This is a genomic window from Shewanella sp. SM74, assembly GCF_025653725.1.
Taxonomy (GTDB): domain Bacteria; phylum Pseudomonadota; class Gammaproteobacteria; order Enterobacterales; family Shewanellaceae; genus Shewanella; species Shewanella oncorhynchi.
The window spans coordinates 268,110-293,587 of sequence record NZ_JAKKRZ010000007.1 but is presented as its reverse complement, the minus strand read 5'-3'; the positions used below and the strand labels follow the sequence as shown (position 1 = coordinate 293,587).

Here is a 25,478-nt window from a genome sequence, read left to right as displayed (position 1 = left end):
GGTTAACAAAAAGCGCGTTGTTTAACGCGCTTTTTGTTTTTGGGAACCCTTATTACTGCGAGTCGAAAGTGATTAACGCATGGCCAACATGGCCCAAGTGCGGCGACCCTGCTCCAGAATTATCCCCACGGCAAGTCCCGCAGCGGCGTTTATAGCGAGGCAAGTCACAGCGGTTGATAAAATCACAAAGATACAGAAGGGCTTACCATCGATTAAGCGTTTCGACCATGCTAATTGCAGCCCCGCAGTGGTCAGTAAACTGCCGAGGATTGCCATAGGAATAAGGCTTAATAGCCAAGCGATATTAGTACCCCAGCACAGGGCTATCATTAAGCACGTACTGCCAAAAATTAACGGCGCCAGATAAGTGCGAGCACCAAAATGGTATTGCACCGCAAGTCCGCCCGCACCGTGGCACATGGCCGAGGCACCAAAGGGCGCGAGCAATAAGTTGGCAAGACCTGAGCTAATGGCGAAGTTTTTGGGTGTGAGTTTGGCGGCATCTTCAGGGAATTTCTCCTGCGCCATTACTGACGTGGCAATGACCGCATTGGTTAAAGTTAATGCCAGTTGTGGCAAAACCAACAAAAGGGCGGCAGAGGTCCATTCAACTGATGTCGGCCAAGCCAATTGAAATGGCGCTGTCACTGCTTGAATATCAAAGTTAGTGGCTAAATTAGTTTGTGTACTTGCTTGCCAAATCATCCCCGCTGCTATGACTAAGGGCATGGCAAGGTAACGCAGCGGCAAAAATTTACTGATAAATAACAGTACAAATGCCCCCACGCCAACCAGCCAAAATTCACTCATCATCTTAGTGCCCATCCACATCAGTTGCAGACCTATGGCGAGTTGAATGCCAACACTCACAGCTTGGGATAACTGTTTGGCTAACCAAGTGATGGCGCCGCTAAAGGCGAGAATTAACAGGATAATGCCCATTAACATGGCGCTTGCCTGCAACATGCCTGGGGTTAAGCCCTGAGCGATCACCAGTGCAGCGATGACTTTCATCGGTTGTACCGGAATCGGGCGACGGTAAAACAGCGCGCTGAGAATAGCGAATAGACCAAACCCCAAAAATATCCCTTGGGGCGAAAATTGATTGAGGGCAATTAGCCCTAGTACTAAAGGTAAAAAAGTGCCTAAGTCGGCAAAAGCGCCACTGGTTTCACCGAGTAAACGGTTGAATGAAGGATTGGATACTGTTTGGGAAATTTTGCCCGAGGTCATACTGATTGCCGTAATTGAACACGCTATGACTACGCAAAATAAATGCCATAAAAATCAGATGATTTGGGGGGTAAACAGAGTCAAACTACCGTATTGAGTCACTCAATGAGACAAACTGGGGCAAGGCCGAAGAATGGCTGAGTCTAATTGTCTTTTTGGGTGAGAGTAACAAGATAATAAAAAAAGAGATCTTAGTAAAAACTAAGATCTCAAAGGGTATTACCGGGAACTCGATTTGGTTCATCAGTTGTGTTCACTTCGATGCCTTACTAAAAGTAAGATATCTGTGATGCTCAAATCAGTGAACGATTCAATCAAGGCTGTTTGTGTTTTGGCCCTTGTTTATTTTTCATCGGGTCACCTTGATAACCTAGGGCTTGCCAATCGAGTCTTGTGCCTTTGTTATGGCAGTCGTTACAATTTAATGCTTGCTCCTTGGGTGACACCATATGGTTTATCCGCCACCACATTTCAGTGGCTGCAAAGTCATATTCACCACTGTATTTGATACCTTTCTCAAGCATAGTCGTGTTCGCTTCCATTCCTAGTTTTGCCGCTAAGTTCCAATCAAACTCGCTCCAGAATCCCCCTTTGCCATAGGTTTTCGGTGTGATAAAAATATTGAGTTTTTTATCGTAAATCTGTTTACCCGTGTGCACTTTGAAAGGATAGATTTTTGCTTTGGCATCATTTATATCGCCAATGGGATAGGTCAATTTAGTGACTGTACTCGGATCCATTTTATCACCTGCCATATAAGCATTGGCTGTGCCGTTGTACCAAGCGTATTGGGGTTTGACCATTTTTTCCCAAACAAAATCTCCTTTTTTCTTTTGGTAGGTATGCTTACCATATTGGTCGAGTGTTTCTTTTTTATCATCTCCAGCCGTTGACCAGTCCCAGCGCATTTTTGTCGGTTCGTTTTTAGCAAAATACGGAATATGACAGGTTTGACAGGCAACTGCCGCTGTATGAGTATTGAGTTTTTTGTTCGCGTGTGGCGCTGATTCGTGGCAGTTTTCACAGCCAATATGGTCGACACCACCGGGTGAAACCCCCATAGCATTACCTGAGATCATGTGTTTCTCAGTGGTGTGGCAGTTCTGACATTGAAAGTCATTACCGTCGCTATCCATATGCACATCCGTCGCTTTGTCTGGATAAGACATGGATGAGTCTAAGTCCCCATGTTTTACCGCGTCACCACCGCCACCATAGAAGTGGCAACTACCGCAGTTATCCCGTACAGGTTCGCCAACGTTTTGAGCTATTTTAGTCAGATCGAGTTTTGCCATAGGTTCACCTGCGCCAGCGGGATCTTTAACATAAGTTCCTGTGGTGTCGTGACAAACTAGGCAGTCGACTTTGGTTTTATCTTTAAAGTCAAAGTTACTGTCTTTCCAACCATAACCCGCGTGACAACTGGTACAGCGGGGTTCATTGCTGGAAATGGCAACGCAGAAGTTATTAATGCTGTTTTTCTTACCTCTTACGACTGTCCTATCGGGAAGTTTTTGTTCTAACTCCCAAGTCCAATGGGAGGTTTTCATCACGTCAGTCGCTTGATTTTCATGGCAGACTAAACATTGTGTGGTCACCTGTGAGCCTGTGGTAAACGGGCCTTTAAGTGCCTCTTTATGGGGATTAGCGGCGTAGGCATTTAATGTCATGCCCGCTAAGGCAATGAGGATGAGCTTATTCATTTTGTACTCCCGCTCTCGATGTAACCGAGGGCTGATAGTTGTTATCAATGACGGATTAGAAGTTGATGGTGAGTGAGGCGTTGACATCAAACGCGGTATCAACCACTGGCAACATGGAATAAGCAGAGCCAGCTAGCACATCGTCGATTTTTTGTGGAGCACCCACAGGTGTACCGCTGCCTGTGTACTCGTAGTCGTAATAGAGGCCAGCAAGTTTGATAAACATTTTGGGGTTAATATCAAAGATGTAATAGGCTTCTGCTACATGTCCTCGGGTAGCTAACTTACTACCAATAGGGTCATCCTGTGCTTGGGTAAAAGGCGTCCAATATTCGGAGCCATAGTTATATTCCAGACCCAATTTGCCGTATGGAGCTGGAATTTGTACGCCGACATAAATACCATAACCGTCTTTGGCTTCGGTATCGTCACTGGTTTTTGGCACCATAATAATCTCAGTACCAGTGCTGTTTAGCTCGGCTTCAAATATGGCATCGGATAACATGCCGCCAAACATGCCAGCATTGCCATTAGGCTCGGCGCGTGTCCAGCCTAGTGAGGCAAACCATTTGATATCGTTAGCTTCTTCACGCGCAAAGCCAATACCGCCGAGGTACATATCACCAATTACGCCGCTAGGTTGCACTCGGGTGACAAAGTTAAAGTTGTCGAACTTTTGCATATCTTGGTACATGGTGGGGGCAAAAATCCCTGCCAGTTGGGTAGGGAAGGCCATGGTGCCTTTAAAGCCGTCGTTCACGTCTTTGGCACCAAACAGGGTAAATTGCAGGAAGTTAGCGCCATCGTTGATCGCATCGATATTAAAGCCGCCAAGGTGAGTATCCTTGGTGACAATATCACCAAACATTTCGCCATTTCCCCATTGTGATTCAAAGCCTTGGCCGTAACAGAAACGGACGACTTGGCCTTCGATACCTGTGATTTCACCTAGGTTGTAGCCTAAGGTGGCGCCATCGAAGTTGAAGTTGACTAAATGTCCTGAAGGTGTGCCGCCACGCATTTCATTCTCGCGGTAGTGGCTGGGTGGACCATAGGTGGAAGGGCGACGACCTATGGAAAGATAAAACTCTGATCCATTAATGTTTTTCCAATCGAAATAGGCGCGTTCAACCCGCAGCCAGTCACCACTGGTATTGCCGCTACTGGTACCATCCATAGTGAAAGACCGCCAAGAATCAAATACTTGAACTCCGGTAGAATCACCCCAGTTTTTATACATACTGAGGCGGCCAGCAAAGCTGACGTTATCCCATACCTTAGCTTTCAGATTTAACCGCAGGCGAGTGGTGTAAAAAATATCGTTATCTATGTCCTGTACACTTTTGGGCGCGAGCACATAGGGCATCACGCCCTGTAACATGCCATTTTGGAAGGCTGCAGCAAGGTCTGGATTAGCTTGCATCATTTTCCCTAGTGGGGAGTTGAGATCGTTGGGCATACCGAAAGCGCCGGACATGGCTTTGGCACCAAAGTCGTTGAAATTGACTTTGATGGCAGGATTCCAGACAACATCGCGGTAATGTAGTGAATGAGCTTTAGTGCGGAAATCACCTGTAATTTCAAGGCGGTCTAACGATGTGTGCCGCTCGGTTTTGTCGACGCGATTATTGAGATCATCCAATTGCTCGGTAATATCGGCAAGCTTCTGTTTTAACTCGGTAATTTTTTGATTTTCCTGTTGCACATCATTAGGTGTAGCAAAAGATTGGCCTGACATAAACAAGGCATTGGCAACGAGGATTGAGATAAGAGTACGCATAAGGTTTCTCCCAGAGTTGTTCTGTTGGCATGATTGCGCTAAGTGCATTTCGCCAAATTTACCCAATAGGAGTCCCTGAGGTGTGTTCCCCATTTTTCTCGAATTGGGTTTTTAATTTTTAATTCAATGTTTTAGTGAGCAGTTGCAGGGGGCTCTCTACCATTGTCTTAGGCCATAACGTTGGCAGAGATCAACCGCAGGTTTGGGGTTGGTCCGAGTCGGCGGCGTGGTCATACAAAAATTGCTGTATATCCTTGAGGTCTTGCTCCGAGAGGCCATTGAATACCTCTGGTTTGAATTTGTGCTTATCTTTATCAAAGAAGCGATCCCACTGGCTCATCGTTTTGGCCATTGGCGTGAGTTCACCACCTTCACCGCCTTGGCTATGGCAGGCTTTGCATTCTTTTTTGTACAAATGTTTACCTTTCTTTGGATTACCTCCCTCTGCGGCATACGCATTAATACTCAAGCTGCCGATCACTGCCATGGCAATTGCTATCTTAGTTGACGTTTTCATCATCTCATTCCTTACTTTTTGTGATCATTTACATTTATTTGTTGGTTAAGTGTTTTTATTGATTCCACTTTGTAAATTAATTTATCAAATCCTACGGTGTGTAAATTTGAGGTATATCACTTTCATTAAAAAAATCTAATTGATAAAAAGTTCATTGATAAAAATCTAATTGATGATGTTATAGAGCGGTATGATTATTTTTTTCTTATTTAAAAACAATCAACTAGTCTACGTGCTAAATTAGCTCTGATAACTTTGAGTTTCGAGTTTTGCGCCTAAAGCACAAAAAATGGACTGTGATTAAGCTAACACTTTGTAAAATATGCACTCACTAAAGTAGTGATGTTGAAACTTAGCAGCTGTTTGGCAGGCATTATTGGGAAGTAAATAATGCCAGAGTTGACTCTGGCATTATTGATTTTGGGGATAGGTTTGGTTGTCTTTCGAAGCAAGATAACTTAGATAAAAGTAGACTCAGAACGGATTAAGGTTGCTGGCGAGTTGGTGCTAGAACGATTTCGCGTACGCACACATTTTGCGGTTGTTGCCATGCAAACAGTGCAGCAGCGGCGACGTTTTCAGGGGCGATAACGCCGCCCATTTCTTCTTTCCAGTCATGGTAACCCGCTTTAATGTCATCGCTGGTGGTATGGCTCAACAACTCGGTTTCTACTGCGCCGGGGGCGATAGTGATAAGGCGTACGTCATCCATGGCGACTTCTTCACGAATGTTTTCTGTTAAGGCGTGCACGGCAAATTTAGTGGCGCAGTAAGCGGCGTGGTTTGGAAAGGTTTTACGCCCCGCCACAGAGCTGACATTAATGATAGTGCCAGTTTTGCGAGCTTTCATGTCGGCTAATACCGCATGAATACCATTAAGCACGCCCATCACATTGATATTGAGCATGCGGCTCCATTCATTGGGATCTTGCACATCGATTTGGCCTAGTAGCATGATTCCCGCGTTATTGATAAGACAGCCGACCGGGCCAAATTGTGCTTCTGCTTGGGTTATGGCTGTTTTAATAGCTGCACCGTCGGTGACATCGACGCTGATAGAAAGGCTGTTTGGTAATTCAAGCGCTTGCATTGCTTCAACTCGGCGTGCCAGTAATAGCAGCGGGTGGCCTGCAGCGCTAAAGCTTTTAGCCATAGCGGCGCCAATACCCGATGAAGCGCCTGTGATGACAACCAGTGATTTAGTAACTTGATTCATTAGTATTTCCTATTAATTGGAGCCAATGTAAGCCGTAAACAAACTGTTGTTCGGCGTCTTGAACTTGTTGACCAGTATAGGCTGGGGATTTTCAGTCGAAAAATACTTATTCCAGCTGGATATGATAGGCTCAGCCTATGGCACTATTGTTGAAACTTTGTGCTGAACTCGTCGGTTGTCGGAGAAGATTAAATGGTCGATTTGCGTTTGCTGCGTTTCTTTATCGCAATTTTTGAAGAGAACAATATTACCTCGGCGGCTAACCGTTGCTTTGTGAGCCAGCCTTCACTGTCTGCTGGGTTAAAGCAACTCGAAGAAGAGCTTGGTGGTCAGTTATTTGAGCGCAGCAAAAAAGGCGTTAAACCTTTGGACAGCGCGCACTATCTATACCCTTTGGCGGTTAAATTAGTCGAGGAGGCGAGTAAGTTACCAGGCTTGTTTATGGCGAAGGCAAGCCGGCAAAAGCTACGTTTGGCTGTGATGCCAGACTTAAGCCAGCGGCGTTTGGCAGGATTTTTACAACAGGTGAATCAAGCCATTGATAAGTTAGATCTTGAACTGGTGGACTATCAAAGCCCTGCAGATTGCCGTTTAAGCATCGACAGCTTGCGCCATGAAGATGAAGTATTTTTTCCGCTGTGGGAGGAGGATTATGTGCTCTGCGTCCCCAAGGATCATACCCTCGCCCAAGTAGATAGCCTACGCCCCGAGCAGCTCAATGGCTTTGACTTTATTGAGTGCCCACCCTGTGAAGCCCATCAGCAAACGATAGGTTTATTGGCGTGCAGCAATATGTCGCTTAATTTGGTCGCTAAGGCTGAGTCAAAATCTCTAGTGATGTCGCTAGTGTTAGCCGGATTTGGCGTGAGTTTTTTACCCGATGGTTTGATTGAAGATGAGCCTAGGCTCAAGCAAGTGAAATTTGATGGTCCGAGAATGTTCCGTCGTATTGGTTTGTGTTATCCCTCCCATCAGGCAGTTGCGCCAACATTGGCGACCTTGTTACGGCATTTAGCCGCTCGACCGAATTAATTCCAAGTTAGTTTTGGGTTATCAGCATTCAGATTAGTGAGTCGCTAAGGGCGATTCAGTGAGATTAAGTGGAGGCTCGACGCCGTAGGATTTAAATAGTTGAGTAATTTCACCTGAGGTGCGCATGTCGTCGACTATCTGGTGAACTTGCTTGGCATATTGATGCTGCGGCGACATGAGCGGAATACTGAAATAGCGGCCATTTTTGCTGATATCTACGTACGCCATCTGTTTGAGTTGGGGATCTTTGGCAAAAAATTGCATCTCATGCTGTTCGGAGGTGATGGCTAAATCGATACGCTCAGCCTTCAACATATTGATTAACTGACCGTTATCATTAACAAAAGACACTTTTAGTTGGTTTTGATTGTCATTGAACTGCGGACAGTAAAAAGCGCCTCTAAGTGCGCCAATGATATGAGGTTTTAGTTCATCGAAATGTTTGACTTCAAGTTGTCTATTCGCAAGGGCAAAGTAATAGACGTAGCGCTTGTCGTATCCCAGTAGCATAGGGTCTAGAAAATCGTTGCGCTCTGGCGTCATCGAATGGACGGGGATTAGGTCGACTTGTCCCATTTCTGCCACTTTAATTGTGCGTGCCCAAGGCACATTACTCCAATTTATCTTGTGACCTAGGCGGGCGATGACTTCATTGATGACAGCTGCACCTGGGCCTTTGCACTCACCATTTTCGACATAAATAACAGGATGCCTATCGCGGCAGTGTGCTTGCCAGACAACGGCAGAGGTTTCTGCCCTTGCTTGGGGCAGAAATAAGCATGAAATGACAATGATCAGTATCAGCCTCATACATCTTGCCTATTAAAATGGTCAGTTTTAATTTAGGGCTGGGCAGTTAACCTGACTATGTTTTATTTTTGAGTCGTTTAGCTGCGCAGGTTTGGTCAATAATTGATTGTAGTGCTTATACATCCACTGTGCTTTTTAAGTAATTATAAATTCACTCTATTTTGTAACCAAACGGTTTGGCCTGTTAAATCTGACCAAACCTTTTCTGGGGCTCATTCGCTGCTAGGAAACTTACCTATCCGACTCAAGATAGGGCGTTAATTGGGTTTCAATAGCCTCAATTTGAGTTTCGGCGTAGGCAAGTTCGGATTCGGTTAAACATGATTTTGCGGTGTTTTGATGGAGTCGTTGAGCGCTATTCATCCCGTATTTACCAAAATGACGTAGCAATAAACTAGACCAAATAAACATTTGTATAGGTTTATTTAATTGTTCTGCGCCGTAAATATTGACCAGTTCCCGCATAGCAATTTCATGACCTAGCTCTGCCGATTTGACGTACCAAGCTTCTGCCGCTTGTAGAGCCTCTTGAGTGGGTTTTTCACCACTTAAAAATGATTCAGCCTTATAGAAATAAAAATATTGTTGTTGCTCAGCGGGGATTGGATGCTGATGCAAGAAACTGTCACGTAGACGCTCAGCCTCTCTTATCTCTAAGGTACCTAGTTGCTGACTGAATCTGGCTAATTCTTTTAGATGATCGGCTCTATTGCTCATGGCTGCGAGCTGGTAATACATTAACGCTTTAATCGGTTGGCGACTCACGCCTAAACCTTGCTCATAAATCTTGCCTAAGCCTAGCAGTGCGTCTTCATTCCACTTAAGTGCGAATTCTTCAAAGTCAATTTTAGCCTGTTGGTAATCACTCTCATTTTGTGGCGCTTTCAGTAAAAGATGAGCAAATTCAATCTTAGCGAAGTCATTACCTCTAGCGACAGATTGGCTTAACCAATGGCGCGCCTTGTCATAGTCGACAGCAAAATCTTCACCGTAGAGGAAACGTTTACCAAGATAATACTGGCGGAAATCATCGTCTGCGGCGCGCTCGCTAAGTAATGCCTCTGCACGCGCTAAATCTTTAGGTCCACCTTGGCCTGCAGCAAGCATATGCCCTAGATCATCTTTTGCTAATTCATCACCAGCGGCGGCGGATTTCTCAAAGTATTCACGTGCTTTGATATAGTCCGAAGTGACGCGCTCATCATGCCAGTAGAGTGTGGCTAAATGGTAATAGGCTCTTTGGTTTTCTTGTGCGGCGGCTTTTTCGAACCAGTAAATTGCTTGGCTAGCATCGGGATCGAGAAAGGGCTGGCTTAGATACAAGTAAGCAAGCTCATATTGAAACTCGGCTTGCCCCGCTTCGGCATTAGGTTTGAGCTGTTCTGCCTGTGCGATTAACTCATCGAGTGTTTGCGACTCAGAAGAGAGCAAATTAGGTAGTGTGAGCATGGGTAAATATTGAGGCTCTATTTCGGCGGCTTTTTTATACCAATCGTTAGATGCCTTGGGATCGGCGGGAACTTGTGGGAATCGACCGGAATAAAGTTCGGCCATAGCAATGGCGGCAACGGCTAAGCCTTTATCGACTGCCTGCTGAATATAATCTAGGCCAGAGTTGACTTCGCCTTGGTTAATCAGTGTTAAGCCATGATTGAGTAGCGCAGTAGGATCACCTGCGGCAAGTGCTTTAGCTTGCACTTGTTTTTTTTGATATTTAGCGAAAAAAATAAACAGTACAATAAAAGCAATAATTATGAGTATCAACAACATAGTAGTCCATCACTATTGATATTTGGGAGTATAGTAAACGTAAATTTTTACAAGAATGCAAGTTTACAATTTGGGCTAGGCTGATCGACTAAGCCTACCAATCCCATGGGCATTAGCGTTATTTATCTTGCAGATGGATCTCCCTAATGGGGCAGGCAATCTCGATTCCTGCCTGCTTAAGGGCGTTATAAAGAGCAAGGTTCACCTTATATTTATGCTGAAAATAGCTTTGTGTGGGCACCCAGTAACGAACCCCCATTTCAATTCCATTAGCATTAAAACCATTGATGCCAATATTAGGTGTGGTCTCTTGATAAACATAGGGATTATTGCTCAATAACTCAGTAATCACACTAATGGCTCGTTCGGGATCTGTGTTGTAACTGAGATTGAACTGGGTTTCGACTAGCTTATTGCTGAAGGAGTTGTGCAAGATTTCGCCGACGATATGCTTATTAGGAATGCTGATTTGCTCACCTTCCTCATTGGTCAGTATGGTCATGCCTAAGTGGATACGTTTAACGACGCCGCTTTCCCCTTTGATTTCGATAGTATTCCCTACTACAAAAGGGCGGGTGACGATAATAGTTACGCCTGCGGCATAGTTCGCTAGCATACCTTGTAAGGCTAAACCTGCACCGAGGGAGGCGGCACCAATTGCCGCAACCATAGGGGTAATACTGATGCCGATTTTGCCGAGGGCGATGATCCCGACCATGACTATGATCAAAATGCGGATAAGATTGCTGACAAAATTGCTTAGGGTGATATCGATATTGTGTTTGTCGAATTGCTTAGCGACTAAGCGTGATACTTTACTGGCTACCCATAAACCTAACAAAAAGATCAGCAAAGCACCTACGAGTTGAAAGCTGTAGGTGACTAAAAACTCGGTGATGAGTTGATAAACGCCTTGTAGTTGCTGCAATTCTTGATCGAGTCCAGGTGTTATCATTATGATATCCTTGTAATAAAATTAACTGTGCGATTATAGCGTAGATATTTCACCAAATACTTTTCGCCCTTCATGTGTGAAGCGTATCATGTAATCGTGGTTGGTTTAATGAGTCGATAGGGGGAGTCAGGTATGCTGTTCGCCTATCCAATAATGGAGTCGAGTGTTTATGAAAACGCTGTTGTTATGTTTGTCTTGTCTGTTAACCCCAATCTGGGCGTATGCTGCGAGTTATGTTGCCGGAGATGCGATTAATCCCATTTCACTTCTCGACCAAAATGATAAAACCATTAATGTGACTGATGAGACTCAAGTGCTGCTCTTTAGTCGCAGCATGAAAGGCGGTGATGTGATTAAGGATGCACTTACGCCCTTGAGCGCGACTCAAATGCCAACGGGTTTAGTTTATGTTGCCGATATCAGTGGTATGCCTTCTTTGATCGCTAAATTTGTGGCTGTGCCACAGATGCAAGATTTACCTTTTGCGATTGGGTTAGATAGGGATGGTGAGATCAGTCGTTTATTACCTGATAACAAAGATATGGCCACTATGATATTACTCAAGCAGCGTAACATTTTGGACATTGCCTATTTTGATTCCAGTGAAGCCTTGAACCAAGCCCTCGCAAAACTCAATCAGCCGCAGTAACAACTCGATTTAACGGACGTATTTTAAGGCATCCATTAGTCTTCTTTTCGCTGTGTGATTGTTACTTCAAGATAACTGTTTTTAGATGGATATTTTGGCTCCAGCCAGTCTATCCATCTCCCTTCCGATAACGTCGTAAAAAATTCACTTTTTATTCTGATAATGAACACAAATTTACCTTAGGGTTTGTGTGCATAATTATTTGTTTTATAGCGCCTTTTTTTGATGGTTCAGTTCCTTAAAGAGTTGTGGAATAAAAAGTTATTAATTCAGCATAAAAATTCGTTGCGTAAAGCGAAAAAATATCGTTTACTGCGCACGTTTTTAATACATCACACTTACTGTTATCTATCTGACCCAAAGGAGACTCTGGCCCAATGAGCCAATTTCAATCTATTGATGTTGCTGACTATTATGATATGGACACATTCAAGCGTATTGAAGCGTTTGCCAAAGACAAAGCAACCCCGTTCGTAGTGATCGATACCAGTATCATAGCGAAACAATACGATGACATGGTTAATAGTTTTCCTTACGCCAACGTTTATTATGCAGTTAAGGCAAACCCCGCGGCCGAGATCTTATCTTTACTAAAAGATAAAGGGTCAAACTTTGATATTGCCTCGATTTATGAGCTAGATATGGTCATGAATGTCGGTGTGACAACCGATCGAGTCAGCTATGGTAATACCATTAAAAAGCGCCAAGATGTGCGTGCATTTTATGAGCGTGGCGTGCGTATGTATGCATCTGACTCAGAAGCTGATTTGCGAATGATCGCTGAAGAAGCACCGGGTTCACGTATTTATGTGCGCATTCTGACCGAAGGTACAGATACCGCTGATTGGCCGTTATCCCGTAAATTCGGCTGCCAAAACGAAATGGCCTATGAGCTATTAGTATTGGCACAGGAATTAGGCTTAGAGCCTTTTGGTATTTCTTTCCATGTGGGTTCTCAGCAACGTGACATAGGTGCTTGGGATTCCGCTATTGGTAAAGTGAAAAGCATTTTTGACCGTCTACGTGATGAGCACAATATCACCTTGAAGATGATCAATATGGGTGGCGGTTTCCCTGCTAACTATATTGATAAAACCAATCAATTGGGTGTGTATGCCGAGCAAATCACTCACTTCCTGAAGGAAGATTTTGGTGATGATTTACCACAAATTATTTTGGAACCAGGTCGTTCGTTGATCTCTAACGCGGGGATTTTAGTGTCTGAAGTGGTACTGATCAGCAAAAAATCTTACACAGCGTTAGAGCGTTGGGTGTTTACCGATGTGGGTAAATTCTCTGGCTTGATTGAAACGATGGACGAGGCGATTAAGTTCCCGATTTATACTGAGCGTCAAGGCGAGCTGGATAAATGCGTGATTGCCGGCCCAACCTGTGACAGTGCAGATATCATGTATGAGCACTATAGCTATGGCTTACCAAATGACTTAGCCATTGGCGATCGTATGTATTGGTTGACCGCAGGGGCTTATACGACGACGTATTCAGCAGTATGCTTTAACGGTTTCCCACCGCTGAAGGATTACTATCTGTAAGCGATTGTGATGACATTAATAAGGGCGCTTAGGCGCCCTTATTTGTCTTTAGAGTAATAGTAGAATTACTCGTGGGATTTGAGGATCTGATAAATTTCCTCTTTTAAGTGTAACTTTCTGCTTTTGAGTTCTTTCACAGTGGGGTTGAAATCACTGGCGACACGTTTTTCCAGTTGTTTGATTTCCTCGTCTAACTGATTATGCTCATTAAACTTACGTTGAAAATGAGCATCTTGGGTTTTCAGGGTGGAAATTAATTCTCTGTACTCTGGAAACATCGGCATTCTCCTTGTCGTCATTTACTACACTTCAGGTTACGCCTTAACCCTAACCTTATACTAAGTCGTTAAACGTGACTTAGATCACCTTTAGCGGTCACTTAGATTAATACTAATGGATGATTTATTTTAATCTATTTTAAATCAGTACTTTAGGCATTTGTTGCCACAGACTCTGGCATGAGTTCAGGATCTAGTTCACACTTTGTTTGGTATAAATCAGACTGACATTCGAAATATGGGCAAATTTGCTATCTTGTGAGCAGATGCTGGTGTAGTTGGTAATTTCATTACGACTAAACAATTACTTCTTGCCGATAATTCTGTGATCAAGTTAACCTTCACCGCTTCGATACTAGGTTAAAGTCGATTTTATAAGAATTTAATTATCAAAAATGAAAGGGGTTTTCACAATGGCTGATGTATTTCATTTAGGTTTGACCAAAGCGATGCTCGATGGTGCAACCTTAGCAATCGTTCCTGGTGATCCAGAGCGTGTAAAACGTATTGCCGAACTAATGGACAATGCGACGTTTCTTGCTAGCCACCGCGAGTATACAAGCTATTTAGCGTATGCCGATGGCAAGCCAGTAGTAGTGTGTTCAACCGGTATCGGTGGTCCATCGACTTCTATCGCAGTAGAAGAACTTGCACAATTAGGTGTGAATACCTTCCTGCGTGTAGGGACTACAGGCGCAATCCAACCTCATGTTAATGTGGGTGATGTAATTGTGACTCAAGCTTCAGTGCGTTTAGATGGCGCAAGCTTACATTTTGCACCTATGGAATATCCAGCGGTTGCAAACTTTGAATGTACCACTGCTATGGTTGCGGCGTGTCGCGATGCTGGCGTTGAGCCACACATTGGCGTAACAGCTTCTTCTGATACTTTCTACCCAGGCCAAGAGCGTTATGACACTGTCACAGGCCGTGTAACGCGTCGTTTCGCGGGTTCAATGAAAGAATGGCAAGATATGGGCGTACTGAACTATGAGATGGAGTCTTCCACTTTGTTCACTATGTGTGCTACTCAAGGTTGGCGTGCAGCCTGCGTTGCTGGTGTGATTGTAAACCGCACCCAACAAGAAATTCCTAATGAAGCCACAATGAAGAAAACTGAAGTGAGTGCGGTTTCTATCGTGGTTGCAGCAGCGAAAAAATTGTTAGCTTAATTTTTAGTAAGCTAAGCAACACTCCCCTGCAAAGTGAGTGCTCAGAATAGAAAGGTGCCAATGGCACCTTTTTTGTTGCTTTAAAACTATGCCGATACCGATTAGAAATGGTATTGAGCAATCACAGAGTAAGTGTCTTGATCGACGCCTTTCACACCGTATTTATTGGTCCACAGATCGTATTCGATACCCACCAATAATTTATTGGCTTGATGATCACCGAACAGGCTCTTACCGAGATCGTATTTTAGCTGTGGGTTGAAATGGAAGTTTTCCTCGTAGCCGTTATCGTCGGTGGCAAATACCCAGTCGATAAAGCCATCGAGTACTATGTTGGCAGATCCAACAGGGATATCGATACGAAATACAGGAGTGAACTGCCAGCCGTCACTATTGTTACCAGTGCTCATACCATCGCGGCGATAGGTATTAAAGTTAAGATAAGTAAAGTATGGTACTGCTACGTCAACCCCTAAACCGTAAAGTAAGCTGTGGACTGGGCCTTCACCTTCTTCATAGGTTAACGCTAAAGACAAGTCTGTTATTGGGCCAAAGGCTATTTTTTCGCCAAGAATTTTACTGGCACTAAAACGTGGCGAAATTTCACCATAGGTAGTGCTTTCCATGCCTGTATCGTTACCTTTGAAATAGATAAAATCTTGGAAGGCAAACCAATCACCGTATTTCCAGCCGCCAGCCGTTTCTAAGGTAATAGTGGCTTGTTTATCTGATGGCGCTAAATCGTAGTCTTCGCCATAGAGGGCTGTTGCACTGAAATCCCACCACTGTACTAAGTCACCCGCAAATGCTTGAGGAGAAAGCATTAGTGCTAGGCATAGGCATGTTTTTTTCATTGTTATTTCCTGTTGTATAGGTCGAAGTTAATTCGTGTCTTACTCAATCCGCTCTCTGACCTATGGCATGGTTTGATGGGTAAGTTCAAACCTAGCGCGAGTGTACGTCAAAGGACTTGCTCAAAAGTGGGGGCAATATATGCAAAAATTTACATTTATTCAAAGTTTTTATCGAATGTTGTTGTCAAAATCACATAATCATTAGTGAGGAATTTTATTTTTAGATAATTGATTTTTAATGTTTTTTATTGTTATTGCGCCGCTTGTGGATTGGGGGGGTGCTATCTTTTTGAATTGATTATGCTTAATTTTAAAACAACCTAACGGCTTTCGTGGGCGGATATGGGAGAATGAGGATTAAGTCATAGGTGATTGAGTGTGCGTTTTGATAGGGTAAATTTTGACATATTATGTCGATTATCCGAAACTCTGCTGTTATAGTGCAGTAAAGGACACTCTCATTTCAGGGGGAAATATGGAGTTTTCAAATCCGATTTTAGTGTGGGCAGTGATTGGTTTAGTGTTAATGCTCGCCGAAATAGTGGTTCCAGGTGGCATAATAGTGTTGCTGGGTGCGGCTTGTTTAGTCGTGGCAGGTGCGTTAGGCATAGGACTGGTCGAAGGTGTCGTGCAGAGCATGACCCTGTGGTTTATCTCTGCCATTGTGTTGTTATTGGCTTTCAGACAAGTCACTCAGAGGCTCGTTGGTGGTGATTCCCATGTGGATAACACGGATGAAGCAATCGAACTATACAATCAAATTGTTCGCGTAAAGCAGACCATAGGTCCTGGGCAAACACCTGGGCGGGTGGAGTTTCAAGGTAGTGAATGGCCAGCGCTTGGCGATGGCAGCATTATCGAGGCGGGTACCGAAGTCAGAATTATTTGTCGTGAAAATATCGCTCTAGTCGTTGAGCCTATTTCAATAGAAGCTTCCAAAAACTAAAGGATGGAATCTATGTTTGTATTTACCTTAGTCATTTTATTTATCTTTTTTATTCTTTATAAGTTGATGTTAATTGTGCCGATGCGTGAAGTGCATGTCATTGAGCGTCTTGGCAAATTCCGCGCAGTATTAAGCCCTGGATTTCATTTTTTGATCCCTTTTTTCGATCGCGTCTCCTACCGTCACGATACCCGTGAGCAAGTATTAGATGTGCCGCCACAGAGTTGTATCTCCAAAGATAACACTCAACTTGAAGTGGACGGCTTGGTCTACCTAAAAGTGATGGATGGCAAATTGGCGAGTTATGGTATTGAAAACTACCGTAAAGCAGCGGTGAATTTAGCCCAGACCACTATGCGATCTGAAATCGGTAAGCTGAGTTTGAGTGAGACTTTCTCTGAGCGTGATAGCTTAAATGAATCAATCGTGCGGGAAATAGATAAGGCTTCCGAGCCATGGGGAATCAAGGTATTGCGCTATGAAATTCGTAATATCACGCCTTCACGCCATGTGATCCACACTCTTGAGAAGCAGATGGAAGCTGAGCGTCGTAAACGTGCCGAAATTACCTTAGCGAATGCCGAAAAAGCCGCGATGATCAATATGTCTGAAGGTGAGCGCCAAGAGGCCATTAACCTGTCAGAAGGTCAAAAACAGAAACGGATTAATGAAGCTAAAGGTACAGGTCAGGAGATCGCTATCATAGCCAAAGCAAAATCCGAAGGTATGGCAATGATCTCGCAAGCATTAGCCGTCAATGGCGGTACAGATGCGATGAATATGCTATTAAAAGAACAGTTTATTGCTCAAGTTGGCAAGATCCTCAATGATGCACAAGTCTCTGTTGTTCCCGCTGAAATGGCAAAACTTGAAGGTTTCTTCGAAGGCATGGAGCAAGTCACTCAGACTATGAGTGGCCAGAATAATCTTGGCAAAGGAGCGCGATAATGAATATTCCAGTAGATACAGATTTGATTGTGATGGCGATTTGGGGCCTGATATTTGCCATTTTTGTGATTAAACTATTTCAATCGATCCGCCTAGTACCCACTAAATCGGCTTTTATTGTTGAGCGTTTAGGTAAGTATCACAGTACGTTAGATGCAGGGTTCCATACCTTGATCCCCTTTGTGGATAAAGTGGCTTTTATTCATGATTTGAAAGAAGAAACCATTGACGTACCACCGCAGGAATGTTTCTCGAGCGACGAAGTAAACGTTGAAGTGGATGGGGTGATTTATATCTCTGTGACTGACCCAGTGAAGGCCAGCTATGGTATTACTGATTATCGTTATGCAGCAATTCAGTTGGCGCAAACGACGACGCGCTCTGTCATCGGGACACTTGATCTTGATCGTACGTTTGAAGAGCGTGATGTGATTTCAGCCAAGGTAGTGCAAGTCTTAGATCAAGCGGGTGCCATGTGGGGAATACGCGTGCATCGTTATGAAATTAAAAATATTACACCACCTGAAACCGTTAAAAATGCCATGGAAATGCAAGTAAATGCCGAGCGTGAGCGCCGTGCATTATTGGCTAAGAGTGAAGGTGACAAACAGAGTAAAATTAACCGTTCTGAAGGGGTTAAAGCTGAAACGGTAAACCGTTCTGAAGGTGAGATGCAGCGCCGGATTAACGAAGCCGAAGGTAAGGCTGAGGAAATTTTAACCATTTCCCGTGCGACGGCAGAATCGATTGAACGTCTCGCCTCTGTTATTGCCGCACCGGGTGGTCACAATGCCCTGCGGATGCAACTCGGTGAGCAATACTTTAAACAGCTCGATGGCTTAAGCCAGAAGAATAGTCGAGTCGTATTGCCGGGTAATATGGTGGATTTCGATTACTGGATGAATAGCATAGGCTTAACGGAAGAAAAACCGAGCTAAGGCTGTGGTTAAAATTTGAAACTAGCTAGATTTTTAAGGTCAAATACTCAGGTGTTTGGCCTTATTTTTTGGCTCTAATTGGATGATATGACGGTTTGTGTTGCGAATTGCGGGGAGATCATACAGCTTCTGTTGAATGAACCGCCAGAAGCTGCAGTTGGGCATAGTTAAATTTTTCATTGAATGGAAGGCTAATAAGCTAGGCGTTCATGAATTTGGGAATGGGCGTGGGTTTCAATGAGCTTGGCAATTTGGTTTTGTTCTAATTGCTGAAGCGCAGAAATTTCGTCATAAATCTTGTCTTGAACATCCAGTGGCATGCGCACATGTTCCATAAACATCCTAATTCCCAGCATGTCGCCACTCTTGAACAGTTGGCTGAATTCGGTGGCTTCTATCTCGATTAATGCATTCATAATACTTCACCCTGAGGTTGGATTTGACACAGATACAGCGGTCTTGCTGTTAATTAAGAGATACGCCTAAGTTTGATCTAGGTCAATTAAACTGCATATTAATCTTTCTTAATAAAGGATTTTGTTGTTTGTAAATAATGGGTTATAAATTTAGTAGATCAGCAAATTTGAAATGAGTTGTTGTTTAAAACTGAGTTTTTATGGGTAGGCAGAATCAATAAGTGAGTCATGTGATACGGATAAAAAAATAGCGACGAGCGATAAAACGCTGGCCGCTATTTATTCTTAATAGTCTATCAGGAGTAGGCTAAAGCCTTATTTAGGAATCGCTAGAATCTGGCAACCATTAATCCCCGCTTTTTGCAGTGTATGACGTTTACGCTCTGCATCACGTTTACGCTCGAAGGGGCCTAAAGCAACCTTGTACCATACGCCAGTCGTACCTTCGACTTGTCTCACTTGCGCCTCTAAACCTTGGAAAGCGATGACAGCTTTCATCTCGTTCGCCTGTGATTCTTGGCGGAAAGAAGCACACTGCAACTGATATTGCATCGGTGTTCTGCTCGCAACAATATCGGGAATATCGACCTCAACATGCTTATTTTCAAGCTCGTTGAGATAGGTCCATTCTTCCTTTGGTTGTGGTGGCAGAGCATTTGGATCTTTCTTTGGCGGAACAATAAGCTCAGCAGTTTCAGTTGTCTCTACTGGGATAACGACCGCTTGGCGTTCAGGTTCTTTGACCTTAGGAGTAAGCACTGCTGTCTCTTGAGGCTTAACTTGTACTTCCGTTTTCTTGGCTGGAGCGGGTATCTGCTTCACTTCTTGCTTAGCATTATCTTTAATGCTTGACAGGAAATAGACGAAACAACCCACAGCGAGTATGACAAAGCCTATCAAGGTCAGCGGCAGCTTCTTACGCGGCGCCGATTTAGATTGTGAAGGCTTTGCTCGAGTTGGGCGAGTCGCGCGGATTGGGCGCGGTTTAGCGCCCGACTGCGGCCTTCTATTGGCATAATCGCGATTACTCATGGCTTACATCCGCTCTAAGGTTTCAATACCGAGTAGATTTAGGCCTTTTTGTAACGTACGAGCCGTCAGTTGCGCGAGTAATAAACGGCTGTTCTTTTGCGCGTCATTATCGGCGGCAAGCACTGGACAAGCTTCGTAAAAGCTAGAGAAAGCACCCGCTAATTCATATAAATAAGCACACAGTACGTGCGGCTGACCTTTATCGACAACACGATTGAGGATCTCACCGAACTGCGCCAACTTATTACCGAGATCTTTCTCTTTTTCATGCTCAAGCACGATTTTCGCTTGGCTGAGATCCAGATCGGTTACTCGCTTGAATATGCCCGCAACACGGGTGTAAGCGTACAGCAGGTAAGGTGCGGTATTGCCTTCGAAGCTGAGCATTTGTTCAAAGCTGAAAATGTAATCGCTGGTTCGGTTTTTCGACAAGTCAGCATATTTAACGGCGCTGATCCCAACGACACGGGCGATTTCAGTCAGCGTGGCTTCATCCATATCAGGATTTTTGCTACGAACGAGTTCTAGCGCGCGCACATTGGCTTCTTCTAACAGGTCAACTAACTTAACGACACCGCCGCTACGGGTTTTGAATGGACGGCCATCTTCGCCGTTCATAGTGCCAAAACCTAAGTGTTCTAACGACATATCTTCACGGACAAACTTAGCCAGTTTCGCTAGGCTAAAGACTTGTTGGAAATGCAGTGCCTGACGTAGGTCAACAAAATACAGGACGCGATCGGCCTTTAACACGTTCGAGCGGTAGCGCATTGCCGCAAGATCTGAGGTGGCATACAAATAGCCGCCATCGGCTTTTTGGATGATAACAGGCAATGGCTCACCTTCTTTGTTGCGGAAGGCTTCTTGGAATACGACTTTAGCGCCGTTACTTTCGGTTAATAAACCTTGGGCATCTAAATCTTTAACCACTTGCTCGAGATCGGCGTTATAAGCACTTTCACCGTGTACATCGGCGCGGGTCAGGCTCACACCTAAACGGGCGTAGACTTCATGGCAGTGGCTTAACGAAATATCGTTAAATTCGCGCCACAGTTTGTTGCAATACTCGTCGCCAGATTGCAGTTCAACCACTAACTGACGAGCGCGGGTGGCGAATTCTGCTGATTCGTCGAAACGCAGTTTAGCGGCACGATAAAAGTTTTCTAAATCAGACAGTTCAAGTTGAGCTTCTTCACCATTTTTGGCACGCAGCTCTTCCATATAGGCCAGCAACATACCAAATTGTGTGCCCCAGTCGCCCACATGGTTTTGACGGATAACCTTGTGGCCTAAAAATTCTAACGCACGCACAACACTGTCACCAATGATGGTTGAACGCAGATGGCCTACATGCATTTCTTTGGCGAGGTTGGGTGAAGAGTAATCGACAACAACGGTTTGTGGTGTCGGTAACTTAATGCCTAAATGCTCATCGTTGACGGCATTTTGCAGTTGATCTGCTAAGGCGCTGTCGTTGATGAAAAAATTGATAAAGCCTGGTCCTGCAATTTCAACCTTAGCCACAAAAGCCGAAGCCGGTAAGGTATCTATGATCAGTTGGGCTAATTCGCGTGGATTCTTGCCTGCGACCTTGGTTAGCATCATGGCTAAGTTGGTTGCCAAGTCGCCATGACTCTTATCCTTGGTTCGATCTACCTGAATGCGTGCTTCAAAGTCAGCAGGCACAATACCTTGTTGTTTAAAGGATTCTAGAGTTTGTTCAAGTAATGATTGGATATGTGATTTCATGGGTTCTAATCGGCACTAACTTTAAGAGTGAATACAGGGAATAACCGCATATTTTAGCCGTTTGTGGTTAACAATTGCTATCTTCCCGATGATTTTTTATCAAATGGTGCTTAAATACTTATCAAATACTCGACTCAGAGGAGATCCTGCGGATCTCTGTCTAAGCTCCATCGGCAGCGTTTAGCTTCGATAAGTTGTTCTACAAGCGGATGAATACGTTCAAACTCTTGCTGCAGACGGTTGCGGTTTTTAGCTTGGAATAAGAGTTGGCGACGGAACTTGCCAGCTTTTTTATCTAAGGGCGCGGGCATAGGGCCAATCACCTCAAATTCTTTATCTTGGGGCAAGAGCGCGGCGAAGGCGTTGAGAAAATTATCGGCATCACTGGCTAAATGCGCTTCGGCGCGCACCAACACCATGTGCCATGCTGGCGGCAGCAGTGCTTGTTGACGTTCTTTGAGCTGGCTGCGAGCAAACTCGCCATAACCGCGGTGCAGCAAATCCCGCAAAATGGGATTGTCGCTCTGGTGAGTTTGCAATAATACCGTGCCGGGTTTACTGGCGCGCCCTGCGCGACCTGCAACTTGGGTATAGAGTTGTCCAAAACGTTCGGGCGCGCGGAAGTCGGCGCTAAATAAAGCACCATCGACATCAAGTAGCCCAACAAGCGTCACATCAGGGAAGTGGTGGCCCTTAGCTAGCATTTGCGTGCCGACGAGGATTTTATATTCCCCCTTATGAATCGCATTTAAGTGGGTTTCTAATGAACCTTTAAGGCGTGTCGTATCACGGTCGATGCGCACTACTGGATGTTTAGGAAACTCTTGTTGCAGCGCTTCGGCGAGCTGTTCTGTGCCTATGCCTTGGCCCATCAACATAGTGCTGCCACATTTGTGACATTGCTTGGGGATAGCGTATTGATTGCCACAATGGTGACAGCAAATTTCGCCAAGGGATTGATGTACTGTGAAAAACGCGTCGCAGCGGTCGCATTCGTGTAAGTGCCCACACTCGTGGCAAAGCAGGGCTGGTGCGAAGCCGCGGCGATTGAGAAACAACAAGACTTGGTTGCCTGCGTCTAAATGCAAGCGGATTTCGTTCAGTAGCGGTACTGACATACCGGCTTTCAGCGGCATATTTTTAATGTCGATAATGCCTTGGCGCACTTTTTTAGCCGCACCTGCGCGTTCACCCAATTGTAAATGATGGTAACGGCCGCTTAAGGCATTTTGTAGACTTTCGAGTGAGGGCGTCGCTGTGCCCAAAATCACCGGAATCGCTTCTAAATGGCCACGCATGACTGCCAAGTCGCGGGCATGATAACCAACACCTTCCTGTTGCTTGAAGCTACTGTCGTGTTCTTCATCGAGTATGATGATGCCGGGATACGCCATAGGTGTGAACAAGGCTGAGCGGGTGCCGATAATGATTGCAGCCTGACCACAGCGGGCTTGGCGCCATGCTTCGAGTCTCTGATTGTCGGTTAACCCTGAATGCAAAATGGCAACATTGACTTTGAAGCGGCGCTTAAAGCGATTGATTGTCTGGGGTGTTAAGCCGATTTCAGGCACTAAAATTAACGCTTGTTTGCCTTGCTTGAGGATTTCTTCGAGTACAGCAAGATAGACTTCCGTTTTACCCGAACCGGTAATGCCTTCTAATAAAGTACAGTGATATCCTTGTTGCAGATTTAAAGTGGCAACGGCGACGGCTTGTTCTTTATTGAGTTTATGTGGCGTTTCGTCCATTTCGAGTGTGGTGCGCCAGTCGAGGTTAAGCTCGGCAATTTTTTCATGGCGTGCCACCCAGCCTTTATCTTCTAGGGCTTTAAGCGCCGCTTTACTGATGTCTAAGCTGATAACCTCTTCTTGGGTTAAGCTGGCGGTTTTGAGTAACTCGAGTAGTTTTTTCTGTGCGGGTGCGCGTTTAACCGCTTCGGGCGCAATATTTTGGCCTATTTCAGTTAATTGCCAGAATTGGATCTTTTGTGGCGCGGCATCTAGCCCTTTACGCAGGGCCACAGGTAAGGCTTGGGTTAGCATCTGCCCTTGGCTGCAAAAATAGTATCTCGCAGCCCAAAGAGTTAATTTATAAAGTGATTCAGGCAGTAAAGGTTTATCGTCGATAAACTCGAGCACAGACTTAATTTGCTTTGGGGCTAAGCTGCAAGACTCAGTGATACCTGTGACTAACCCGATCAATTGTTGACGACCGAAGGGAACTTTAACGCGCACACCTATTTGCGGTGTACTAGGATAGGATTCGGGTACGCGGTAGCTAAAGGTTTGCCGCATAGGCACAGGTAACGCAACTTCGACAAACAATGACATATGCAGGCAAGTCTTAGACAAGAATGTGGTTTAGTGTACTCAGCGCGGCTGGCTAGGGCTAGCCCTAATGATGGTTTACCAAGGATAGTTGAGAGTAAATAAATGGCTAATATAGTGAAATCATTAGGTCTACTTGCTTTGGTGTGCAGCGCACCTAGCATGGCACAAGTCTCCCATGTGAGCATTAATAGCCGGATGTTTGAATTAGGCGCTTACCCTAAACTCAGGGTGAATGTGATCGCAGACAATCAAGATATGTCGCGCTTAGAGTTTGTCGTGCAGCAAGCTAGCGGCGAAGAAAGGTTAATGGTTGAGGAGATTAATCGCTTTTTAGTTTTACTCACTGGCGTTGAAGATGTGAAGGATAGCAGCGCTAAACTTTTAGTGAGAGAGTATCGCCTTGACCGATGGTATGACGTCAAAAGTATCAATTTATTCGGTGCGGCTAAACCGGCCTCTGCCGCGTTAACGACAAAAGCGGTTTCGGATTCGAAAAATACCACCACAGCGGGCGCCCCAAAAAGTGCTGATAAAGTGGGCATTAAGCCTGTAAAAGTGGTGGCAGAATCAAAGCTACTTGTAGAGGTAACGCCCGCAGCTACTGTTGTTACTGCTGTAAATACCCAATCCAAAGTACCAACGGTAGAAGTGGTGACTGGCTTTAAATTTCCTGAAGCCGCGAATAAACAAAATACGTCGGCTACTGAGATAAACGCCTTCGCTAAAACCTCTGAGACGATTGCTGTTGAAAAAGGGGCAGTTGAAAATGCTGCAACTGAAACTGTGGTTCCAGAAATAGTGAAAACGGCAAATAATGAGCAGAAACAGAATATTGCTGAAACGGCCTCACAGACACCCGCACATTGCCAGTTAACGTATCTTGCTGGCGAGACGTTGTGGCGTATCGCTAATCGATATGCCAAGGATTGGGATGTGAGTGTATATGGCGCTATGTTGGCGATTTACGAGGCAAATCCTGTGGCTTTCTCGAAGAATAGAATCAATGCACTCAAGAGCAATGCGGTGCTATCTTGTCCTTCGAAAATGATTTTGGATCAGCATTCTGATGCTAAAGAGGCGCGGGTGGTATTTGAGGCTAAAGAAGCGGGAAAATAAGCCGCTTAACTAAAGTCAAAATAGACACAGATTAACCGGCAAACGCTCAGATAATCTACTTGTATCCCTTGTAGGTATGCTGTACCATTCTGCGCCCTAAACATATTGTTATTAACATGCATGTGGTGTCCGACTACGGGTTGGAAGAGCGACATGGCCTTACACTTTTGAGGTAACCCCAATGAAACCAGGTATCCACCCAACATACGCTATCATCACTGCAAACTGTACTTGTGGTAACGTTATCAAAGTAAACTCTACTGCTGGTAAAGATCTGCATTTAGACGTATGTGGTGCTTGTCACCCATTCTACACTGGTACACAAAAAGTTGTTGATACCGGCGGTCGTATCGACAAATTCAACAAGCGCTTCGCAGTGCTTGCAAAGAAATAATTGCGATTGCAATGTTTCTAGAAAAGGCGCCTATGGCGCCTTTTTGCTTTTTGTTATTCGTCGATTTTCTTTATTCCGTTTATTCTA

23 protein-coding genes are annotated in these 25,478 nt (G+C 44.7%); 9 read left to right on the top strand and 14 right to left on the bottom strand.

From position 1 onward, the window contains the following. Positions 1-72: 72 nt before the first annotated feature. The 5 genes from L5M49_RS10205 to L5M49_RS10185 form a co-directional block, all read right to left on the bottom strand. Entirely contained in the window at positions 73-1,233 is a 1,161-nt protein-coding gene (locus L5M49_RS10205) for a putative sulfate/molybdate transporter (protein WP_263164304.1), read from the bottom strand. A gap of 314 nt (positions 1,234-1,547) precedes the next feature. Further along, on the bottom strand, positions 1,548-2,936 hold the full coding sequence (locus L5M49_RS10200; RefSeq protein ID WP_219255858.1) for a tetrathionate reductase family octaheme c-type cytochrome: 1,389 nt from the start codon (positions 2,934-2,936) through the stop codon (positions 1,548-1,550). 55 nt (positions 2,937-2,991) lie between these two features. Continuing rightward, complete coding sequence (locus L5M49_RS10195; protein ID WP_263265978.1) at positions 2,992-4,716, bottom strand: DUF3373 domain-containing protein; 1,725 nt, start codon at positions 4,714-4,716, stop codon at positions 2,992-2,994. A 190-nt stretch (positions 4,717-4,906) separates the two neighbouring features. Further along, complete coding sequence (locus L5M49_RS10190; RefSeq protein ID WP_105251249.1) at positions 4,907-5,236, bottom strand: c-type cytochrome; 330 nt, start codon at positions 5,234-5,236, stop codon at positions 4,907-4,909. Positions 5,237-5,717: 481 nt separating this feature from the next. After that, positions 5,718-6,449 carry an SDR family oxidoreductase gene (locus L5M49_RS10185; protein WP_105251250.1) on the bottom strand — a complete coding sequence of 244 codons (732 nt, stop codon included), beginning with the start codon at positions 6,447-6,449 and terminating at the stop codon, positions 5,718-5,720. Positions 6,450-6,641: 192 nt separating this feature from the next. On the opposite strand from L5M49_RS10185, the gene L5M49_RS10180 reads away from it, so the two are divergent. Beyond that, complete coding sequence (locus L5M49_RS10180) at positions 6,642-7,481, top strand: LysR family transcriptional regulator (RefSeq protein ID WP_173496440.1); 840 nt, start codon at positions 6,642-6,644, stop codon at positions 7,479-7,481. A gap of 33 nt (positions 7,482-7,514) precedes the next feature. On the opposite strand, the gene L5M49_RS10175 is transcribed toward L5M49_RS10180, so the two are convergent. From L5M49_RS10175 to L5M49_RS10165, 3 genes are all read right to left on the bottom strand, one after another. Further along, positions 7,515-8,291, bottom strand: coding sequence for a substrate-binding periplasmic protein (locus L5M49_RS10175; RefSeq protein ID WP_173247210.1), 777 nt, complete (start codon positions 8,289-8,291; stop codon positions 7,515-7,517). Positions 8,292-8,522: 231 nt separating this feature from the next. Continuing rightward, entirely contained in the window at positions 8,523-10,061 is a 1,539-nt protein-coding gene (locus tag L5M49_RS10170; protein WP_263265977.1) for a tetratricopeptide repeat protein, read from the bottom strand. A 118-nt stretch (positions 10,062-10,179) separates the two neighbouring features. Further along, complete coding sequence (locus L5M49_RS10165; protein ID WP_131523458.1) at positions 10,180-11,016, bottom strand: mechanosensitive ion channel family protein; 837 nt, start codon at positions 11,014-11,016, stop codon at positions 10,180-10,182. A 169-nt stretch (positions 11,017-11,185) separates the two neighbouring features. Between L5M49_RS10165 and L5M49_RS10160 the strand changes: the two genes are divergently transcribed. Both L5M49_RS10160 and L5M49_RS10155 read left to right on the top strand, forming a co-directional pair. Next, positions 11,186-11,665, top strand: a complete 480-nt coding sequence (locus L5M49_RS10160) for a hypothetical protein (protein ID WP_105251255.1) — start codon at positions 11,186-11,188, stop codon at positions 11,663-11,665. A 377-nt stretch (positions 11,666-12,042) separates the two neighbouring features. Further along, the gene (locus tag L5M49_RS10155; RefSeq protein WP_105251256.1) at positions 12,043-13,218 is read left to right on the top strand and encodes a type III PLP-dependent enzyme; all 1,176 of its coding nucleotides are present in this window, start codon (positions 12,043-12,045) and stop codon (positions 13,216-13,218) included. A 65-nt stretch (positions 13,219-13,283) separates the two neighbouring features. Here the strand turns inward: L5M49_RS10155 and L5M49_RS10150 are convergent, their stop codons facing one another. After that, entirely contained in the window at positions 13,284-13,496 is a 213-nt protein-coding gene (locus L5M49_RS10150) for a YdcH family protein (RefSeq protein WP_006083288.1), read from the bottom strand. Positions 13,497-13,909: 413 nt separating this feature from the next. Between L5M49_RS10150 and udp the strand changes: the two genes are divergently transcribed. Continuing rightward, on the top strand, positions 13,910-14,668 hold the full coding sequence (udp, locus tag L5M49_RS10145) for a uridine phosphorylase (protein ID WP_105251257.1): 759 nt from the start codon (positions 13,910-13,912) through the stop codon (positions 14,666-14,668). 101 nt (positions 14,669-14,769) lie between these two features. Here udp and L5M49_RS10140 read toward each other — a convergent pair whose 3' ends face one another. Beyond that, positions 14,770-15,522, bottom strand: a complete 753-nt coding sequence (locus L5M49_RS10140) for an outer membrane protein OmpK (protein ID WP_028759442.1) — start codon at positions 15,520-15,522, stop codon at positions 14,770-14,772. 475 nt (positions 15,523-15,997) lie between these two features. On the opposite strand from L5M49_RS10140, the gene L5M49_RS10135 reads away from it, so the two are divergent. The 3 genes from L5M49_RS10135 to L5M49_RS10125 are packed head-to-tail and all read left to right on the top strand — an operon-like array spanning position 15,998 to position 18,354. Then, the gene (locus L5M49_RS10135; RefSeq protein ID WP_113940097.1) at positions 15,998-16,468 is read left to right on the top strand and encodes an NfeD family protein; all 471 of its coding nucleotides are present in this window, start codon (positions 15,998-16,000) and stop codon (positions 16,466-16,468) included. A gap of 12 nt (positions 16,469-16,480) precedes the next feature. Then, positions 16,481-17,416 (top strand): SPFH domain-containing protein, encoded by a 936-nt coding sequence (locus L5M49_RS10130; protein WP_105251260.1) that lies wholly within the window; start codon positions 16,481-16,483, stop codon positions 17,414-17,416. Then, positions 17,416-18,354 (top strand): SPFH domain-containing protein, encoded by a 939-nt coding sequence (locus L5M49_RS10125; protein ID WP_181800857.1) that lies wholly within the window; start codon positions 17,416-17,418, stop codon positions 18,352-18,354. The genes L5M49_RS10130 and L5M49_RS10125 overlap by 1 nt, the downstream gene beginning before the upstream one ends. Positions 18,355-18,545: 191 nt before the next feature. On the opposite strand, the gene L5M49_RS10120 is transcribed toward L5M49_RS10125, so the two are convergent. The 4 genes from L5M49_RS10120 to priA all read right to left on the bottom strand — a co-directional run bounded on the left by L5M49_RS10120 (position 18,546) and on the right by priA (position 23,881). Further along, on the bottom strand, positions 18,546-18,770 hold the full coding sequence (locus L5M49_RS10120) for a hypothetical protein (RefSeq protein WP_006083282.1): 225 nt from the start codon (positions 18,768-18,770) through the stop codon (positions 18,546-18,548). 315 nt (positions 18,771-19,085) lie between these two features. Beyond that, positions 19,086-19,802, bottom strand: coding sequence for an SPOR domain-containing protein (locus L5M49_RS10115; protein ID WP_263265976.1), 717 nt, complete (start codon positions 19,800-19,802; stop codon positions 19,086-19,088). Positions 19,803-19,805: 3 nt separating this feature from the next. Next, a complete protein-coding gene (gene argS / locus L5M49_RS10110; protein WP_105251263.1) occupies positions 19,806-21,551 on the bottom strand; it encodes an arginine--tRNA ligase in 1,746 nt (581 codons plus the stop codon). A gap of 134 nt (positions 21,552-21,685) precedes the next feature. Then, positions 21,686-23,881: a primosomal protein N' gene (gene priA / locus L5M49_RS10105; protein ID WP_113940093.1), complete on the bottom strand. Its 2,196-nt coding sequence runs from the start codon at positions 23,879-23,881 to the stop codon at positions 21,686-21,688. A gap of 102 nt (positions 23,882-23,983) precedes the next feature. Between priA and L5M49_RS10100 the strand changes: the two genes are divergently transcribed. Together L5M49_RS10100 and rpmE are read left to right on the top strand one after the other, a co-directional pair. Continuing rightward, positions 23,984-24,997: a FimV/HubP family polar landmark protein gene (locus L5M49_RS10100; protein WP_263265975.1), complete on the top strand. Its 1,014-nt coding sequence runs from the start codon at positions 23,984-23,986 to the stop codon at positions 24,995-24,997. A 181-nt stretch (positions 24,998-25,178) separates the two neighbouring features. Beyond that, a complete protein-coding gene (gene rpmE, locus L5M49_RS10095) occupies positions 25,179-25,391 on the top strand; it encodes a 50S ribosomal protein L31 (RefSeq protein ID WP_063883331.1) in 213 nt (70 codons plus the stop codon). Positions 25,392-25,478 lie beyond the last annotated feature (87 nt).

Bases quoted from the DNA above. Each gene is read 5' to 3' on its own strand.
- priA (WP_113940093.1), bottom strand. From the start codon at position 23,881: ATGTCATTGTTTGTCGAAGTTGCGTTACCTGTGCCTATGCGGCAAACC.
- L5M49_RS10125 (WP_181800857.1), top strand. From the start codon at position 17,416: ATGAATATTCCAGTAGATACAGATTTGATTGTGATGGCGATTTGGGGC.
- rpmE (WP_063883331.1), top strand. From the start codon at position 25,179: ATGAAACCAGGTATCCACCCAACATACGCTATCATCACTGCAAACTGT.
- L5M49_RS10140 (WP_028759442.1), bottom strand. From the start codon at position 15,522: ATGAAAAAAACATGCCTATGCCTAGCACTAATGCTTTCTCCTCAAGCA.
- udp (WP_105251257.1), top strand. From the start codon at position 13,910: ATGGCTGATGTATTTCATTTAGGTTTGACCAAAGCGATGCTCGATGGT.
- L5M49_RS10195 (WP_263265978.1), bottom strand. From the start codon at position 4,716: ATGCGTACTCTTATCTCAATCCTCGTTGCCAATGCCTTGTTTATGTCA.
- L5M49_RS10115 (WP_263265976.1), bottom strand. From the start codon at position 19,802: ATGAGTAATCGCGATTATGCCAATAGAAGGCCGCAGTCGGGCGCTAAA.
- argS (WP_105251263.1), bottom strand. From the start codon at position 21,551: ATGAAATCACATATCCAATCATTACTTGAACAAACTCTAGAATCCTTT.
- L5M49_RS10205 (WP_263164304.1), bottom strand. From the start codon at position 1,233: ATGACCTCGGGCAAAATTTCCCAAACAGTATCCAATCCTTCATTCAAC.
- L5M49_RS10190 (WP_105251249.1), bottom strand. From the start codon at position 5,236: ATGATGAAAACGTCAACTAAGATAGCAATTGCCATGGCAGTGATCGGC.
- L5M49_RS10185 (WP_105251250.1), bottom strand. From the start codon at position 6,449: ATGAATCAAGTTACTAAATCACTGGTTGTCATCACAGGCGCTTCATCG.
- L5M49_RS10160 (WP_105251255.1), top strand. From the start codon at position 11,186: ATGAAAACGCTGTTGTTATGTTTGTCTTGTCTGTTAACCCCAATCTGG.
- L5M49_RS10180 (WP_173496440.1), top strand. From the start codon at position 6,642: ATGGTCGATTTGCGTTTGCTGCGTTTCTTTATCGCAATTTTTGAAGAG.
- L5M49_RS10170 (WP_263265977.1), bottom strand. From the start codon at position 10,061: ATGTTGTTGATACTCATAATTATTGCTTTTATTGTACTGTTTATTTTT.
- L5M49_RS10100 (WP_263265975.1), top strand. From the start codon at position 23,984: ATGGCTAATATAGTGAAATCATTAGGTCTACTTGCTTTGGTGTGCAGC.
- L5M49_RS10165 (WP_131523458.1), bottom strand. From the start codon at position 11,016: ATGATAACACCTGGACTCGATCAAGAATTGCAGCAACTACAAGGCGTT.
- L5M49_RS10175 (WP_173247210.1), bottom strand. From the start codon at position 8,291: ATGAGGCTGATACTGATCATTGTCATTTCATGCTTATTTCTGCCCCAA.
- L5M49_RS10130 (WP_105251260.1), top strand. From the start codon at position 16,481: ATGTTTGTATTTACCTTAGTCATTTTATTTATCTTTTTTATTCTTTAT.
- L5M49_RS10150 (WP_006083288.1), bottom strand. From the start codon at position 13,496: ATGTTTCCAGAGTACAGAGAATTAATTTCCACCCTGAAAACCCAAGAT.
- L5M49_RS10155 (WP_105251256.1), top strand. From the start codon at position 12,043: ATGAGCCAATTTCAATCTATTGATGTTGCTGACTATTATGATATGGAC.
- L5M49_RS10120 (WP_006083282.1), bottom strand. From the start codon at position 18,770: ATGAATGCATTAATCGAGATAGAAGCCACCGAATTCAGCCAACTGTTC.
- L5M49_RS10135 (WP_113940097.1), top strand. From the start codon at position 15,998: ATGGAGTTTTCAAATCCGATTTTAGTGTGGGCAGTGATTGGTTTAGTG.
- L5M49_RS10200 (WP_219255858.1), bottom strand. From the start codon at position 2,936: ATGAATAAGCTCATCCTCATTGCCTTAGCGGGCATGACATTAAATGCC.